Below are 14,505 nucleotides of genomic sequence, written 5' to 3'. Positions count from 1 at the left end.
AGGATGGAAGACGAAGAGAAGCCGCGGGGCTTATCGCTCCGCGGCCTGAAGCATTCGCATAATATCAAGCTCTCCGACGAGCCGAGGAGCCTTCGGTCCTCGAAGCGGCTGGACAGATCGTTTCAGTATAGATTTAATTTCAGCCGGCGATAAGCCAGGCTTCAGAGCAAGAAGCAGAGCAATCGCACCGCTGACATGCGAGGTTGCCATCGAGGTTCCGCTCATCTCGTTATATTTGCCGCGCAGCCAGGAGGACACAATCTTGTCCCCGGGAGCATAAATATCGATATAGCTGCCGCGATTGCTGAATGGAGCGATACGTCTTAGCTTGGTTGTTGCACCAACTGAGATCGTCTGCGAGTAACGTGCCGGATAATCGACGGCGCGGCGTTTGCCATCATTGCCAGATGAGGCAACAACAACAACTCCTGCGTTATATGCATTCGTTATTGCGGTAAGAAGCGCTTTACTGCGTGTTTTCATGCCGAAGCTCATGTTAATAATATTGACTCGGTTGCGGACACACCAATCAATGCCTAGGATGATGTCGGAGACAAATGCGCTTCCATTATGGTCGAAAGCTTTTACAGGAAAAATTTGCGATCTGGGGGCGATACCGATCATGCCCTGTACTTGATTTGCAGCCGCAATCGTTCCTGCAATATGAGTGCCATGCCCATTATCATCATGGGGAAGCATGCTTCGGTTTAATAGATTAATGCCGCGAGATAAGGAATGCTTCAAGTCAGGATGGCTGAAATCGACTCCTGTGTCGATTACGCCTATTTTGATGCGGTGTCCTGTAGTCGTACTCCAGGCTGCGGGGGCTTTTACTTGCTGTACGCCCCATGGGATGCCTTTTTCATGCGAAGAAGATTTTTGCGCGGCAGCATGCACGGAAAGGCGGCGGTCATTCTCTATCCACACCTGCCCAGAGAATTGCGCGAGCGTTTCTTCAATAGGAAGACGGCAAGAAATCGAACGGATGATCTGCATTTGCTTAATTGTCTTCAGGGGCGCAGAGGATGTCGACGCTTCAGACCAATCTTGAAGAAATCGTCGATAATCGCTTTGCTGCTGAAAACGGATAATCCGGTTTTTTGTCGCCTGTCCTGTGCAAGCCATCGTGCTTTGCAGCCAATGGAGAAAAGAGGTGGTGTCCAAAATTCGCGTCCCCTCCCGACGGACGATGCTGGACTATTATATGAACGAGTTATTTCGCTTGCATGAGCCACTTGCCTTTTTTCACATATTTAGGCTTGAAACCGTGTCAAAACGTGTTAGCAGACATAGGATGAGGTAAGAGTTCTTAAGGACTCTTACTTCTCCGGGGTGCACCGACATGCACTATCCGGATGGATACAGTCAAAGCGAAGGGACAGCCCTTCGCTTTTTGCTTGTTTGTCCAAGCTTTCATGAGCAGGGATGGCTTGACAAGCCGCTTGCTTTTTTGAATGAAATAGGTTTTACTATAGTTTGATAAAGGAAACGATTATGCAAGATAGATACTGGCAAGAGAGGATGTGTCCATATGAGCAGCAATTTTACTTTAAAGCTGGATCCTGAACGCTTAAAGGAAATGCCTATGGTCGATTTGGCATTTGAAGTGCTCAAGGCAGCGAATACGCCTTATTACTACCGTGATCTGATGATGGAGATTGCTAAAGTACGCAAGCTATCGGCGGATGACATTAATCAGGTTATAGCTCAGGTATATACGGAAATTAATATTGATGGCCGCTTCGCATGTGTCGGCAGCAATATGTGGGGACTGAAGCGCTGGTATCCAGTAGAGCGTAATGAAGATCCAATTGCTAACGCTAAGCGTCCACGTATCATCAATGACGAAGATGAGCTTGATGATGAGGATCTGTTCGCTGACGAGGAAGAGGATACTTACGCAGCGGAAGAAGAAGATTACGATGTATACGACGAGGACCGTGAATTCGAGGAAGCTGAAGAAGAAGCGGAAGTCGATGAAGAAGCAACCATTGATGATGAAGAGATCGACGAGGAAGTAGCGGGCGAAGAGCTTGATGCTGATGACGACGATGCTGACTCAGATGAAGATGATTTTGATGAGGATGAAGAGGAAGGTAACGATAAGTAACCTTCCATTCTTGCTCTCTTCTGATCATGTTTACCCTGCATAGCGTTAGCTTACCTGTCAATGGAGCGGTTCTCCCGTTTTCCCTTGACAGGCCCTACAAGGGCAGAGTAAACTATTGCATGGGCTTTAAGATTCGGTTAACGTACCGTACCATAATGTGCCAAATGAAAAGTGCCCCGTGAAGACGGGTGTCACTTTTTTTGTTTGTACAAGTCAAGGGTTCATATAGAGCTCATTTGAGCTTTTAACCATAAAATGGATAGACCTATGTGGCGCCTATGCGTCCATGTTTATCGGACAAATGGGCAAACCTAAACATAACCATAAAAGCATGGAGGGTATATTACAGTGACCAAATATATTTTCGTAACGGGAGGCGTCGTTTCTTCTCTTGGCAAAGGGATTACGGCTGCATCGCTTGGACGTCTGTTGAAAAACAGAGGCTTGAAAGTAACGATTCAAAAGTTCGATCCTTATATCAACGTAGACCCAGGAACAATGAGTCCTTATCAGCATGGTGAAGTATTCGTAACAGACGATGGAGCCGAGACTGACCTTGACCTTGGGCATTATGAACGTTTTATTGATATCAACCTCACGAAGTACAGCAGTGTAACAACTGGTAAAATCTACTCTAATGTCATCTCCAAAGAACGTCGCGGCGAATATTTGGGCGGAACAGTTCAAGTTATTCCTCATATTACCAACGAGATTAAAGAACGCGTATATCGTGCCGGCAAAGAAGCGGGATCTGATGTTGTTATTACAGAAATCGGCGGAACAGTGGGCGATATCGAGAGCTTGCCATTCCTTGAAGCTATACGTCAGATTAAGAGTGATATTGGCCGTGAGAATGTTATGTACATTCACGTTACACTCATTCCTTATATCAAAGCGGCGGGCGAAGTGAAGACGAAGCCGACCCAGCACAGCGTTAAAGAATTGCGCAGTATCGGTATTCAGCCGAATGTCATCGTATGCCGTACGGAGCACGCTCTTGCAGAAGATCTTAAGCGCAAGATTGGCTTGTTCTGTGATATTGATGCGAATGCGGTTATCGAATGCCGCGATGCTTCGACCCTATACGAAGTACCTCTTATGCTGCGTGAGCAAGGACTGGATGATATTGTAGTCAATCATTTGAAGCTGACTACGAATCAACCGAACATGACGGAGTGGGAAAGTCTGGTTGAGCGGGTCAAATCGCTGCACAAAACGACTGAAATCGCAATTGTAGGTAAGTATGTTGCACTTCATGATGCTTACCTCAGTATCGTAGAATCACTTGGTCATGCTGGAATAGACAATGATTCCGAGATCAAGCTTCGTTGGGTAAATTCAGAAGAACTGACCGATGAGAATGTAGCGGACAAGCTTCATGGCATTCATGGCATTCTGGTACCAGGCGGGTTCGGTGACCGAGGCATTGAAGGGAAGATCGCTGCGATCCGTCATGCACGTGAGCAGAAGATTCCATTCTTCGGCATTTGTCTAGGTATGCAAGTAGCCGTTGTAGAATATGCGCGTAACGTTGTAGGGTTGGATAATGCCAACAGCTCGGAGATTAATCCATCCACTCCTTACCCAGTTATAGACTTGCTTCCTGAGCAAAAGGATATTCAAGATATGGGCGGAACAATGCGCCTAGGCCTGTACCCTTGTAAGCTTTCATCAGGTTCATTGGCTGCTCGGGAATATGGCGAAGAGCTTGTGTATGAGCGTCACCGCCATCGGTACGAGTTCAACAATGAATACCGGGAGAGAGTGGAGTCGGCAGGTCTCATGATATCTGGGACATCACCTGACGGAAGACTGGTAGAAATGATTGAATTGCCAGGTCATCCTTGGTTCTTGGCAGCACAATTCCATCCAGAATTCACTTCACGTCCTAACCGCCCTCAGCGTTTGTTCCGCGGCTTTGTAAGTGCTGCTCTGCAATATTCGGGGCAATAAGACAGGGTAAATGATAAGCAACTAATATTTTGCAAATTTTTCCGTAAGTGAGAAGGATTATATGCCTCTATCCTCGAATATATTAACGATTATGGGAGAGTTGACCAGTTGTCGCTCAAGTCGTAGGAGGTATTATATTTTGGAGAAGAAGAAGGTATTGATCGTTGATGATCAGAACGGTATCCGGGTACTCCTGATGGAAGTATTCAGCAGCGAGGGCTACAACACTTTCCAAGCGTCGAACGGCAAGCTTGCTTTGGAAATTGTGAAGCATGAGAGTCCTGACCTGGTCCTTCTCGATATGAAGATTCCCGGAATGGACGGGCTTGAAATTTTAAAGCATGTGAAAGCCATCAACAAAGAAATTAAGGTTATTATGATGACAGCCTATGGTGAGCTTGACATGATTAAGGAAGCGACAGATTTGGGAGCGCTTATGCATTTCACCAAGCCATTCGACATTGATGAGATGCGTATGGCGGTCAATATGCAACTGCACGGAGGCAATACGAATAATCGTTTTGCGGTAGGGTCCTGATACGGGGCCCTTTTTTTTCTATAGTGAATTTGGCTGTAGCGCTTTCATTTCCAAAACCTTGAAATAGGCCAATAGTTGACCAAAACACCTTTACCATTCCTTGTCCTGTTATGATATAATGGCACAAGCCGGGTAAGGCTTGAAGATTTGTAGTATCCGATGCCATTCTGGTACCGGTTGTTTTGCATGGTAGCTCCCTGAGCCAAACGAAGCGATTTGTTTGTGTTCAAGCTATTGCAGTCGCCATTCAACGTGAATACAAAACTTAAAACGCACGGCCCGTAAGGTATGGATACTTTACTCTGCTCGTGCAGCCATGACAGTTGTTATCCAAGAGGAACATTCGCTTGTTGAGTAGTAGTGACACCAAGCGTAATAACAGGAGCATGGGATGCCGAATCGCTATGATATAGCGAGCGCCTAAGCATTTGCTTATCGAGGCGTTTTTCCTTTGTTCCCTTCCAATCTACGGGAGGACTATGAATTTGATGGAGAAATTAATGATACGCGGTGGACGTCCTCTGAAGGGTTCCGTTCAAATTAGCGGTGCTAAGAACAGCGCGGTTGCGTTAGTTCCAGCTGCTATATTGGCAGAATCCGAAGTCATATTGGACAATTTACCTCATATAAGTGACGTGGCCGTTTATAGTGAAATATTGCAGGAGCTGGGTGCTGCTGTTTCTTGGCAAGGCGATGTGATGCGCATTGATCCATCGCGTCTGGAAGCAAGACCAATGCCTAATGGCAAGGTTAAGCTGCTTCGTGCATCTTATTATTTGATGGGCGCTATGCTCGGAAGATTCGGAGAAGCGATTATTGGACTGCCAGGCGGCTGTAATTTCGAGCCAAGGCCTATTGATCAGCATATTAAAGGCTTTGAAGCTTTGGGTGCAACCGTAACGAATGAGCATGGCTCAATGCGTATTTCTGCTAAGGAACTGCGTGGAGCTAAGATCTATCTTGACGTCGCTAGCGTCGGAGCAACGATTAATATTATGCTTGCGGCCTCACGTGCCAAGGGATCAACGATTATCGAAAATGCGGCGAAAGAGCCTGAAATTATAGATGTAGCTACTCTTCTCGGCGCTATGGGCGCGAAAATCAAAGGAGCCGGTACGGAAACGATTCGCATTGAAGGAGTCGAGCGTATGCATGGCTGCCGTCACTCTATTATTCCAGATCGAATTCAAGCGGGTACGTATATGATCGCTGCTGCAGCAACACGCGGTGATGTTGTAATCGACAATGTAATTCCTAAGCATATGGAAGCTATGACAGCTAAGCTGGAAGAGATGGGCGTTACTGTTCATGAGATGGATGAGTCGATAAGGATTATAGGCGGACCGAATTATTCAGCTATTGATGTGAAGGCATTAGTCTACCCGGGGTTTCCTACTGATCTCCAATCGCCAATGACCACCTTGCTTACTCAGGCAGAGGGCGTCAGCATTTTGTCGGATTATGTGTACAGCAATCGCTTCAAGCATGTGCCTGAACTAGCGCGAATGGGTGCTAACATACGGGTAGAAGGACGCTCGGCAATTGTTGAAGGCGGAGAACTCAATGCGGCCAAAGTGCGTGCAGCAGATTTACGCGCAGGGGCAGCACTTATGATAGCTGGCCTTACTGTGAAGGAAGGCATCACAGAAATCATGGGTGTAGAGTATATTGACCGCGGTTATGATAACTTGGTAGACAACTTAAGAAAATTAGGCGCCGATGTATGGCGTGAGATGGAATAACAGGGATGGTTAATTCGGCGCTATCTATCGTTCGTACGAATAGAAGGCGCCGAATCTGGTATATAATGATAGATCGGGACTTAATGACTGAATCATATAGAGTATCCAAAAACTGAATAAAGTGGTGAGAACATGACTGATCTTCAGATCGCAGATCTGGAAGAGATGAAGCTGACGGAATTGTACAAGCTGGCAAAGCAGTATCAAATTCCTTATTACGGTCAGCTCAAGAAAAAGGAATTAATTTTTGCAATTTTGCGTGCGCAAGCTGAAAAAAGCGGCCTTATGTTTATGCAGGGAGTTCTTGAAATTTTGCCGGAGGGCTTCGGTTTTCTTAGACCGATTAACTACTTGCCAAGTAAAGAGGATATTTATATCTCTGCTTCCCAGATTCGCAAGTTTGATTTGCGTACAGGGGATCTTGTATCTGGTAAATGTAGGCTGCCCAAAGATTCTGAGAAGTACTTCGGGCTGCTTCAGGTGAATGCTGTTAATGGCATGGACCCGGTAGTTGCATCGGAACGACTTCACTTTCCCGCTCTAACCCCTCTATATCCACAGAAGAAACTTGTGCTGGAGACGGCATCTCCCAAACTTTCAACACGAATTATGGATTTGCTAGCACCTGTAGGACTAGGCCAACGTGGACTTATCGTGGCACCTCCTAAGGCAGGTAAAACCTTACTGCTCAAAGAAATTGCCAACAGTATTTCGACTAACCACCCGGAGATCGAGTTATTTGTGCTGTTGATTGATGAGCGTCCAGAAGAAGTTACGGATATGCAGCGTTCGGTTAAAGGGGAAGTTATCGCATCAACGTTCGACGAGGTTCCAGAAAATCATATTAAAGTGGCAGAGCTTGTGCTTGAGAGAGCATTGAGATTGGTAGAGCATAAGAAGGATGTTGTTATTCTTATGGACAGTATCACTCGTCTGGCACGTGCTTATAATTTAGTCATTCCGCCGTCTGGACGTACATTAAGCGGAGGTATTGATCCGGCAGCCTTTCACCGTCCAAAACGTTTCTTCGGTGCGGCGCGTAATGTGGAAGAGGGCGGAAGCTTGACCATACTAGCGACAGCTCTTGTAGAGACAGGCTCGCGTATGGATGACATCATTTATGAAGAGTTTAAAGGAACAGGCAATATGGAGCTGCATCTTGACCGCAAGCTAGCTGAACGCCGTATATTCCCGGCACTGGATATTCGCAGATCAGGTACGCGCAGAGAGGAAATGCTCTTGTCCAAGGAAGAACTGGAGAAGCTGTGGGTTGTTCGCCGCAATATGACGGATACACCGGACTTTGTTGATAGCTTCCTTAAAAAATTGGCTGACAGCAAGACCAATAGCGAGTTTTTGATGTCGCTCGATACGGCTGACGAGAAGCCAGCGCAGCGTTCCGGATTAAAAACCAGCAGCACATCAGCAAGCAGCGGATCAACAACGAGCAGGCGTCCTACTACGCCGCGAACGACTCACGGCTCGTAAGCTGCTGAAGGGAGGACATCAAGATGAATCTGGTCTATGCAGATGAAAAGGGTAATTTATACGATCACCCTGACTATATAGCGCTTGGGCGCAGCGGAGATATGATTGTTGAGCTAATGGACAATGAGTTGATTCCGCTGCCAAGCGGAGCTACTCTTGTCGGCTTGCCTCATACTCGTCCTGTCGGCATTAACCCCGATACTGGAGAGATGGAGATGCTAGCAGGCGATGTCCAGGCGGTGGGAGCTTTACTCCCGCAAGGTTTCACGCGTCTTGCTCTTCCGGGCTATGTAAAGACAGATAAGAAAGAAAAGTTTCCTTTATTCGGTTACACCTCAGTTGTGTGGAAGGATAATGGATTTTATGTAGCAGCTGAACAAAGTGATGATCCGGAGAAATGGGACCCGCTCAACTGTGATCGTCGTGAAGTGAAGGCACAGGTTGAGAATTTGCTTACCAAGTATCCAGAGAACCGTTTGTATAAGCATCTATCGAATTGCGCTCTTGGTTATGAGTGCCTAACTTCCTCGAATACCTTCTTGCAGCGTTGGGAGGGCGGTGTGCCCGTCTCGTATTCCTGTAATGCAGGCTGCTTCGGATGTATCTCGGAACAGCCCGATGATAGCGGGTTCGTTGCGCCGCAGACTCGAATGAATTTTAAGCCGACTGTGGATGAGATATCAGAAATTATGCTGGAGCATTTGCGCCATCCGGATTCGATAATCAGCTTCGGCCAGGGATGTGAGGGTGAACCTTCGACGCAAGCTAAAATTATTGTTGAGGCTATGCGCCGTGTCCGCAGTCAGACCTCGCTAGGGTATATCAACATTAATACGAATGCGGGCCTTACCGACCATATTCGTGCGATTGTTGATGCCGGTCTTGATCTGATGCGGGTTAGCACGATCAGTGCGCTTGACGAGCATTACAACGCCTACTACAAGCCGCGGGCATATACCCTGGCTAATGTAGAGAAGTCATTGAAATACGCGACTGATAAAGGCGTATATACTTCAATAAACTATTTGATCTTCCCTGGGGTAACCGATCGGGAGGAAGAGATGGAAGCGATGATTGGATTCGTTAAGCGTACTGGGCTGAAGCTGATTCAGATGCGGAATCTGAATATTGATCCAGAGAGCTATCTTTCCTTGATTCCGCCTGCACAAGGTGAAATTTATGGCATGAAGCAAATGCTGGAGATATTCCGTGAGGAATTGCCTGATGTGGCAATAGGGTCTTACACGCATCTCCCTCCTGCTGCGCTTTCCAGATAATCGGTCAAAACATATATTGGGATTGCAAGCTAGGTAGGGTCGTGCTATAATCCGAATGTGTGATTTTAACTCTGGGTCCGCATGTGGCTCAGGGCAGAAAGAGGTGAACGAGATGAAACAAGGTATTCATCCGACATACCACGTATCTCCTATTACTTGTGCTTGTGGCAATAGCTTCGAGACTGGTTCGATTAAACAGAACCTGCGCGTAGAGGTTTGCTCCGTATGCCACCCGTTCTTTACGGGCAAGCAAAAGTTCTTGGATGTGGGCGGTCGCGTCGATCGTTTCAAGAAAAAATACGGCATTTAATTTCAAGAGCCAATGTTCTGGCTTTATTTGGCAGAATACAAGAACCTCCCTTAGCCATCCTATGGTGAAAGGGAGGTTTTTTGATGCGTACTCATTTGTTGACAAAACATAAGTCTTGGTTCATGTTGGTCTGTTGCATGGGGCTAGCTCTAAGCATAAGCGGATGCAGCAACCCTCGAAATATGAGTAATTCCAATCAGGTGAAAACTTATGGCCATGATGGATACATGGGTTATTCCAACAGCAACCCTAATGTGCCTAACTCGTTTTCTTATCTGAATTATAAGTCAGACGGCAAATTTGCCGGAGAGGTACTGCAGCAAGTGAAAGGCGTAAAAGATAGCAGCATTACCTTTAATGGACAATATCTCCGGGCATTCTTAACCGTGGAGCGGAATGTCACGAACGAAGAAATGAAAGAAATACAGCGAAAAGCGCAGAGCCTGCTGCAATCCAATATGCCTCGATATCAAGTAAAGGTAGAGACGGGCAGGTGAAAATTGAGCAGCTTGAAGCTCAAAAAGACCATTGGACAATATGGTAATTTAACTCCATATTGATCATGCAGTTGCGCTTTGCTCGTGGATCGGCTATACTTAGTTTTGCCGTGCTAGATGGGGAGTTAGCGGTGCCCTGTAACTCGCAATCCGCTTTAGCGAGGTTGAATTCCTGTTTTAGGTTATGTCGATGCGGGGTTTGGCATTTGCAATCAGTGTTGACAGTTGGGTCCTTCGCAATGTACGCTAGTGAACCCGGTCAGGTCCGGAAGGAAGCAGCCGTAAGCCAGTTAGTTCATGTGCCGAGGGAGTGCCTGACTCGAGCTGGGACGCAAGGAAGCCGCCTGGGTCGCATGGATCGAGAGCAGGTGCACGGTACAATTATTAAATAGGAATACAGGTGGACACCAGTGAAGCAATTCGGCCTTGTCGAATTTCTGAATACGGGTGTTTTTTGTTTTGCTAATAGACTTGATGAATGTATAATAGAGGGACAGGTAATTAGCCTGATGACGACAGGAAAAGCCGAAAGGAACGGTCCGCGTGACACATATTGCATTATATCGTGCCTGGCGTCCGCAGACGTTTCAGGATATGGTCGGACAACAGCATATTATCCAAACCTTGCAGAACGCCATTCGGGAGAACCGGGTTTCACATGCTTACTTATTCAACGGTCCGCGTGGAACAGGCAAGACTAGCGCAGCCAAAATACTGGCTAAAGCAGTCAACTGCGAGCGAGGCCCTGCAGCAGAGCCATGCAATGAATGTGATGCTTGCTTAGGAATTACGGCAGGGCATAGTATGGATGTTCTGGAGATTGATGCTGCCTCCAATCGGGGTATCGATGAAATTCGGGATATTCGGGACAAGGTGCGTTATGCACCTTCTGAAGTCAGATATAAAGTGTATATAATAGATGAAGTCCATATGCTCACCGCCGAAGCATTCAATGCATTGCTCAAGACACTGGAGGAGCCTCCGGGGCACGTGATATTTATACTGGCAACTACGGAGCCTCATAAGCTGCCAGCAACGATAATATCACGCTGCCAGAGATTCGACTTCAGGCAAGTATCGTTGGAAGAGCAGTCCCAGCGGCTGATGACGATTTGTGCTGAAGAAGGCATCGAAGCAGATGATGATGCTATTGCTTATATCGCCAGATTATCAGAAGGCGGTATGAGAGATGCGATTAGCTTGCTTGAGCAGGTATCTGCTTTTGGAGGATCTCGCATTACCCTAGAGGGAGCAGTTGATGTTACTGGAGGTATGGCAGCCGAGCAGTTCTATGAGCTCGCTGAGGCTGTACAGCAGCGTAACGTGGCAGCGATCATGCCACTAGTGGAAAGCTTGACCCAAGCAGGCAAGAGTGCAGACAAATGTATCGAGAATCTCATTTACTACTTTAGAGATCTCTTGGTATTGAAGTTGGCTCCACAAGGGGGAGCTACGGAAAGGGTTGTCGATGCCGAGCGCTTCCGGCCTATGGCCGAAGCGTTCAGTGCAGAGAGATTGTTCCGTATGATTGATACGCTTAACGGCTATCAATCCGATATGAAGCATGCTGCACAACCGCAGACTCTTTTTGAAGTTGCGCTTATGAAGATTTGTACGTTGAATGAGGATCGTGCAGCAGGGCAAGGAGAAGGAGCATCTTCGGAAGTACCTTCTGCTGCGCCTGCTGAGGTGCAGCAATTGCGGCAGAAGGTGGAGGTGCTGGAGCGGAAGCTTGAGCAATTGCTCCGCAATGGCGTAGTCTCCCCTGCAGCATCGGATAGCGGAAATTCTCGTGCTTCAGCAGTTCAGCGTAATCGTGGCGGTAGCTTTGGAGGAGCAGCGGTTAGTAAAGTATCTATTAAGCTTGATGCTTACATCGCTGCTTCCGGAAGCCCGCAGTCAGGGCAGGTTCGGATGAAGTGGAATGAGATCCTCCAGCGAGTGAAGGAAGCTAAGATCACGGTGCATGCTTGGTTCGTTGATGGTGAGCCAGTAGCAGCGCAGGAGGATTCCATACTTATTGCCTTCAAGAACACGATGCATCGAGAGACGACCGAAAAGCCTGCCCATCGCGAGATTATTGAACGGGTATTGCAAGATGTACTAGGTAAGCCGATTAAGTTCGTTACCGTTATGCTGAAGGATTGGCAAGCGGCTTCTGAAAGTTCGGGGGGACCGCAGAAGGGGAAAGCAATAGAGCTTCAGCCTGATGCGATCGAGGTTGCGGATAGCTCACGCCGTCCTGAATGGATAGAGGAAGCAGTGAAATTGTTTGGCGAAGATCTGGTTGTCGTAAAAGAAGAAACCTAACTCCAATTACGAGGTGATCATGATGAATAACATGAATCAAATGATGAAGCAAGTAAAGAAGATGCAAGACCAAATGATGAAGGCGCAAGAAGAGCTCGTTAACAAAACGGTAGAAGCAACTTCAGGTGGCGGCGCCGTTACTGTAGTCGCTAATGGACATAAGAAAATTCTGAGCATCACAATTAAGCCAGAAGCGGTAGATCCAGAAGATGTAGAAATGCTGCAAGATCTCGTTATCACAGCGATTAACGATGTACTAACACAAGTAGATGACCTTGCGAATAACGATATGGGTAAATTCACAGGCGGCATGAAAATCCCTGGATTGTTCTAGATTTTACTTTGCGGCGTACGATTAAGCTGCGCCAAAGGAAGATGCCGGCTGCTTATGCCAATCGGTATGGCTTCAGCTTGAAAGGAGCTGCACGCTTTTGTATTATCCCGAACCGATAGCGAAGCTGATCGACGCTTTCTCACGTCTGCCGGGCATTGGTCCTAAGACGGCGGGAAGACTGGCTTTTCATGTTCTTCGTATGAACGAGGATGATGTTATTGATTTTGCCAAAGCGCTGGTCAGCGTCAAAAGAAATCTAACGTATTGCTCCATCTGCTGCAACATAACCGACACCGACCCGTGCAGGCTATGTCAGGACAAGACAAGAGATCATTCGGTAATCTGCGTTGTGCAGGAATCCAAGGATCTTGTTGCGATGGAGAGAATGAAGGATTTCCAAGGTCAATATCATGTGTTGCAGGGTGCGATCTCTCCTATGGAAGGAATCGGCCCTGATCAGATCCGTATAGCTGAATTGCTTCGACGTTTAAGTGATGAGAGGGTGCAAGAGCTGATTCTTGCTACGAACCCGAATATCGAAGGAGAAGCTACAGCGATGTACATCTCTCGATTGGTGAAGCCTTTTGGAATACGTGTAACTCGCATTGCTCATGGTCTCCCGGTAGGCGGAGATTTGGAGTATGCGGATGAGGTTACTCTGTCCAAAGCTTTGGAAGGTCGAAGAGAGCTGAACTAAATAGTACGTATCAGAAGAGCTGTCCTTAGGGATAGCTCTTCTTTGCTTTATTGGAGAACTGAAATTGAAGCTTCGCTGAAGTTCTAAACGATATCCATCAGCTATACATATAGAATAACGTCGTTGTTGGATGATGGGACAAGCGAAGGGAGCAATAAGATGAGAGTTGGCCTATGGGGAAGCAATCGTGGTTTGCAGCAAAAGATTGATGTAAGGCAAGAGAAGCAACTGCAGCTAAAAACGGATCTGGAGCAGCAACGATGGACAGAGGAATTAAGAAAAGAAATCGCCGTAGCGCATCAGGAATGGATGAATGCGAATACCTTTTTCGAAGTAGCAGAAGGCAAGGACCAAATCGACTATGCGATATTTGCGATGATTGCTGCAGAAAAAAGGTACGAAATGCTGCTAAGGCTTGCGAAAAAGACGAATAAAGTATGGCCGCGTTGGGAGGGAATGTCGCAATGAAGACAATATGGCTTATTATATTAGTAGTATCATCAATGCTCTTGTTGGCAACCTTAGTTAAGAATCGATTATCTTGGTCTTGGTTCAAGGCTTTTGCTATCCATATGGTACTGGCAGCAGGCGTATTGTATCTGTTGAATTACTCGGGATTAATTCCCAAGATGTATATTCCACTAAATCCGGTTACAATAGGTACTGTCGTTGTACTTGGAGTGCCGGGCATCGCTTTAATTACCGGAATACAGTACTTTGTCATCTAAATATGCTTGAAAACAACTAATTATAAGGAAAGGCTTGACCTACGCTAATAAAGCATGGTATATTACTTCTCGCGCCAAGTGCAAGGAAATAAGGATTGAAAAAAGAAATAAAAAAAAGTACTTGCAATCATCTAGGCAGCTGTGTTATATTATAAAAGTCGCCGCTGAGAACAACATCGGCTGACACGAAAAAGTAATTGTTCTTTGAAAACTGAACAACGAGCGAAACTGCCCCATTAATCCTCGGATTGATGGAGAAGCAATAAAAATGTTTATGAGCAATCAAAACACATCGAGATTTTCATATCAACTCCGGTTGATTGTGAAAACTCTTAAATGGAGAGTTTGATCCTGGCTCAGGACGAACGCTGGCGGCGTGCCTAATACATGCAAGTCGAGCGGGATTCATTGAAAGCTTGCTTTCAATGAATCTAGCGGCGGACGGGTGAGTAACACGTGGGTAACCTGCCCGTAAGACTGGGATAACATTCGGAAACGGATGCTAATACCGGATACACAAC

The 14,505-nt window shown here is 46.6% G+C and carries 14 protein-coding genes, 1 rRNA gene and 1 other RNA gene; 15 read left to right on the top strand and 1 reads right to left on the bottom strand.

All coding sequences use genetic code 11. The features are described 5' to 3' along the window. Positions 1-30 precede the first annotated feature (30 nt). Entirely contained in the window at positions 31-1,164 is a 1,134-nt protein-coding gene (locus AC50YO_RS23190) for a S8 family peptidase (protein WP_494850705.1), read from the bottom strand. 367 nt (positions 1,165-1,531) lie between these two features. Here AC50YO_RS23190 and rpoE point away from each other — a divergent pair, with 367 nt between their 5' ends. From rpoE to AC50YO_RS23115, 15 genes are all read left to right on the top strand, one after another. Further along, positions 1,532-2,110, top strand: coding sequence for a DNA-directed RNA polymerase subunit delta (gene rpoE, locus AC50YO_RS23185; RefSeq protein ID WP_494850704.1), 579 nt, complete (start codon positions 1,532-1,534; stop codon positions 2,108-2,110). A 348-nt stretch (positions 2,111-2,458) separates the two neighbouring features. After that, positions 2,459-4,063 (top strand): CTP synthase, encoded by a 1,605-nt coding sequence (pyrG, locus tag AC50YO_RS23180; RefSeq protein WP_494850703.1) that lies wholly within the window; start codon positions 2,459-2,461, stop codon positions 4,061-4,063. A gap of 139 nt (positions 4,064-4,202) precedes the next feature. Beyond that, on the top strand, positions 4,203-4,601 hold the full coding sequence (locus AC50YO_RS23175; RefSeq protein ID WP_494850701.1) for a response regulator: 399 nt from the start codon (positions 4,203-4,205) through the stop codon (positions 4,599-4,601). 488 nt (positions 4,602-5,089) lie between these two features. After that, positions 5,090-6,343, top strand: a complete 1,254-nt coding sequence (gene murA, locus AC50YO_RS23170; protein ID WP_494850804.1) for a UDP-N-acetylglucosamine 1-carboxyvinyltransferase — start codon at positions 5,090-5,092, stop codon at positions 6,341-6,343. A 132-nt stretch (positions 6,344-6,475) separates the two neighbouring features. Beyond that, positions 6,476-7,831 carry a transcription termination factor Rho gene (gene rho, locus AC50YO_RS23165; protein WP_494850699.1) on the top strand — a complete coding sequence of 452 codons (1,356 nt, stop codon included), beginning with the start codon at positions 6,476-6,478 and terminating at the stop codon, positions 7,829-7,831. A gap of 23 nt (positions 7,832-7,854) precedes the next feature. After that, a complete protein-coding gene (locus tag AC50YO_RS23160; RefSeq protein WP_494850697.1) occupies positions 7,855-9,108 on the top strand; it encodes a radical SAM family protein in 1,254 nt (417 codons plus the stop codon). Positions 9,109-9,220: 112 nt separating this feature from the next. Then, on the top strand, positions 9,221-9,418 hold the full coding sequence (rpmE, locus tag AC50YO_RS23155) for a 50S ribosomal protein L31 (protein ID WP_494850696.1): 198 nt from the start codon (positions 9,221-9,223) through the stop codon (positions 9,416-9,418). Between the two features lie 182 nt (positions 9,419-9,600). Continuing rightward, a complete protein-coding gene (locus AC50YO_RS23150; RefSeq protein WP_494850694.1) occupies positions 9,601-9,915 on the top strand; it encodes a hypothetical protein in 315 nt (104 codons plus the stop codon). A 108-nt stretch (positions 9,916-10,023) separates the two neighbouring features. Beyond that, an RNA gene (gene ffs, locus AC50YO_RS23145) (signal recognition particle sRNA large type) lies at positions 10,024-10,291 on the top strand. Between the two features lie 167 nt (positions 10,292-10,458). Next, the gene (dnaX, locus tag AC50YO_RS23140; protein ID WP_494850693.1) at positions 10,459-12,225 is read left to right on the top strand and encodes a DNA polymerase III subunit gamma/tau; all 1,767 of its coding nucleotides are present in this window, start codon (positions 10,459-10,461) and stop codon (positions 12,223-12,225) included. Between the two features lie 22 nt (positions 12,226-12,247). After that, entirely contained in the window at positions 12,248-12,559 is a 312-nt protein-coding gene (locus AC50YO_RS23135; RefSeq protein ID WP_494850692.1) for a YbaB/EbfC family nucleoid-associated protein, read from the top strand. Between the two features lie 97 nt (positions 12,560-12,656). Beyond that, positions 12,657-13,256, top strand: a complete 600-nt coding sequence (gene recR, locus AC50YO_RS23130) for a recombination mediator RecR (protein ID WP_494850690.1) — start codon at positions 12,657-12,659, stop codon at positions 13,254-13,256. A gap of 159 nt (positions 13,257-13,415) precedes the next feature. Further along, the gene (locus AC50YO_RS23125) at positions 13,416-13,724 is read left to right on the top strand and encodes a hypothetical protein (protein ID WP_494850689.1); all 309 of its coding nucleotides are present in this window, start codon (positions 13,416-13,418) and stop codon (positions 13,722-13,724) included. Next, complete coding sequence (locus AC50YO_RS23120; RefSeq protein ID WP_494850687.1) at positions 13,721-13,984, top strand: pro-sigmaK processing inhibitor BofA family protein; 264 nt, start codon at positions 13,721-13,723, stop codon at positions 13,982-13,984. The genes AC50YO_RS23125 and AC50YO_RS23120 overlap by 4 nt, the downstream gene beginning before the upstream one ends. A 333-nt stretch (positions 13,985-14,317) precedes the next feature. Beyond that, positions 14,318-14,505, top strand: a 16S ribosomal RNA gene (locus tag AC50YO_RS23115); the annotation flags it as partial.

It is taken from the genome of Paenibacillus sp. J22P59 (assembly GCF_059383895.1).
Note: the sequence above shows the minus strand (reverse complement) of the source record. Positions and strands in the feature narration are given on the sequence as shown.

Bases quoted from the DNA above. Each gene is read 5' to 3' on its own strand.
- AC50YO_RS23160 (WP_494850697.1), top strand. From the start codon at position 7,855: ATGAATCTGGTCTATGCAGATGAAAAGGGTAATTTATACGATCACCCT.
- AC50YO_RS23135 (WP_494850692.1), top strand. From the start codon at position 12,248: ATGAATAACATGAATCAAATGATGAAGCAAGTAAAGAAGATGCAAGAC.
- rho (WP_494850699.1), top strand. From the start codon at position 6,476: ATGACTGATCTTCAGATCGCAGATCTGGAAGAGATGAAGCTGACGGAA.
- rpoE (WP_494850704.1), top strand. From the start codon at position 1,532: ATGAGCAGCAATTTTACTTTAAAGCTGGATCCTGAACGCTTAAAGGAA.
- rpmE (WP_494850696.1), top strand. From the start codon at position 9,221: ATGAAACAAGGTATTCATCCGACATACCACGTATCTCCTATTACTTGT.
- AC50YO_RS23125 (WP_494850689.1), top strand. From the start codon at position 13,416: ATGAGAGTTGGCCTATGGGGAAGCAATCGTGGTTTGCAGCAAAAGATT.
- AC50YO_RS23150 (WP_494850694.1), top strand. From the start codon at position 9,601: ATGAGTAATTCCAATCAGGTGAAAACTTATGGCCATGATGGATACATG.
- AC50YO_RS23120 (WP_494850687.1), top strand. From the start codon at position 13,721: ATGAAGACAATATGGCTTATTATATTAGTAGTATCATCAATGCTCTTG.
- murA (WP_494850804.1), top strand. From the start codon at position 5,090: ATGGAGAAATTAATGATACGCGGTGGACGTCCTCTGAAGGGTTCCGTT.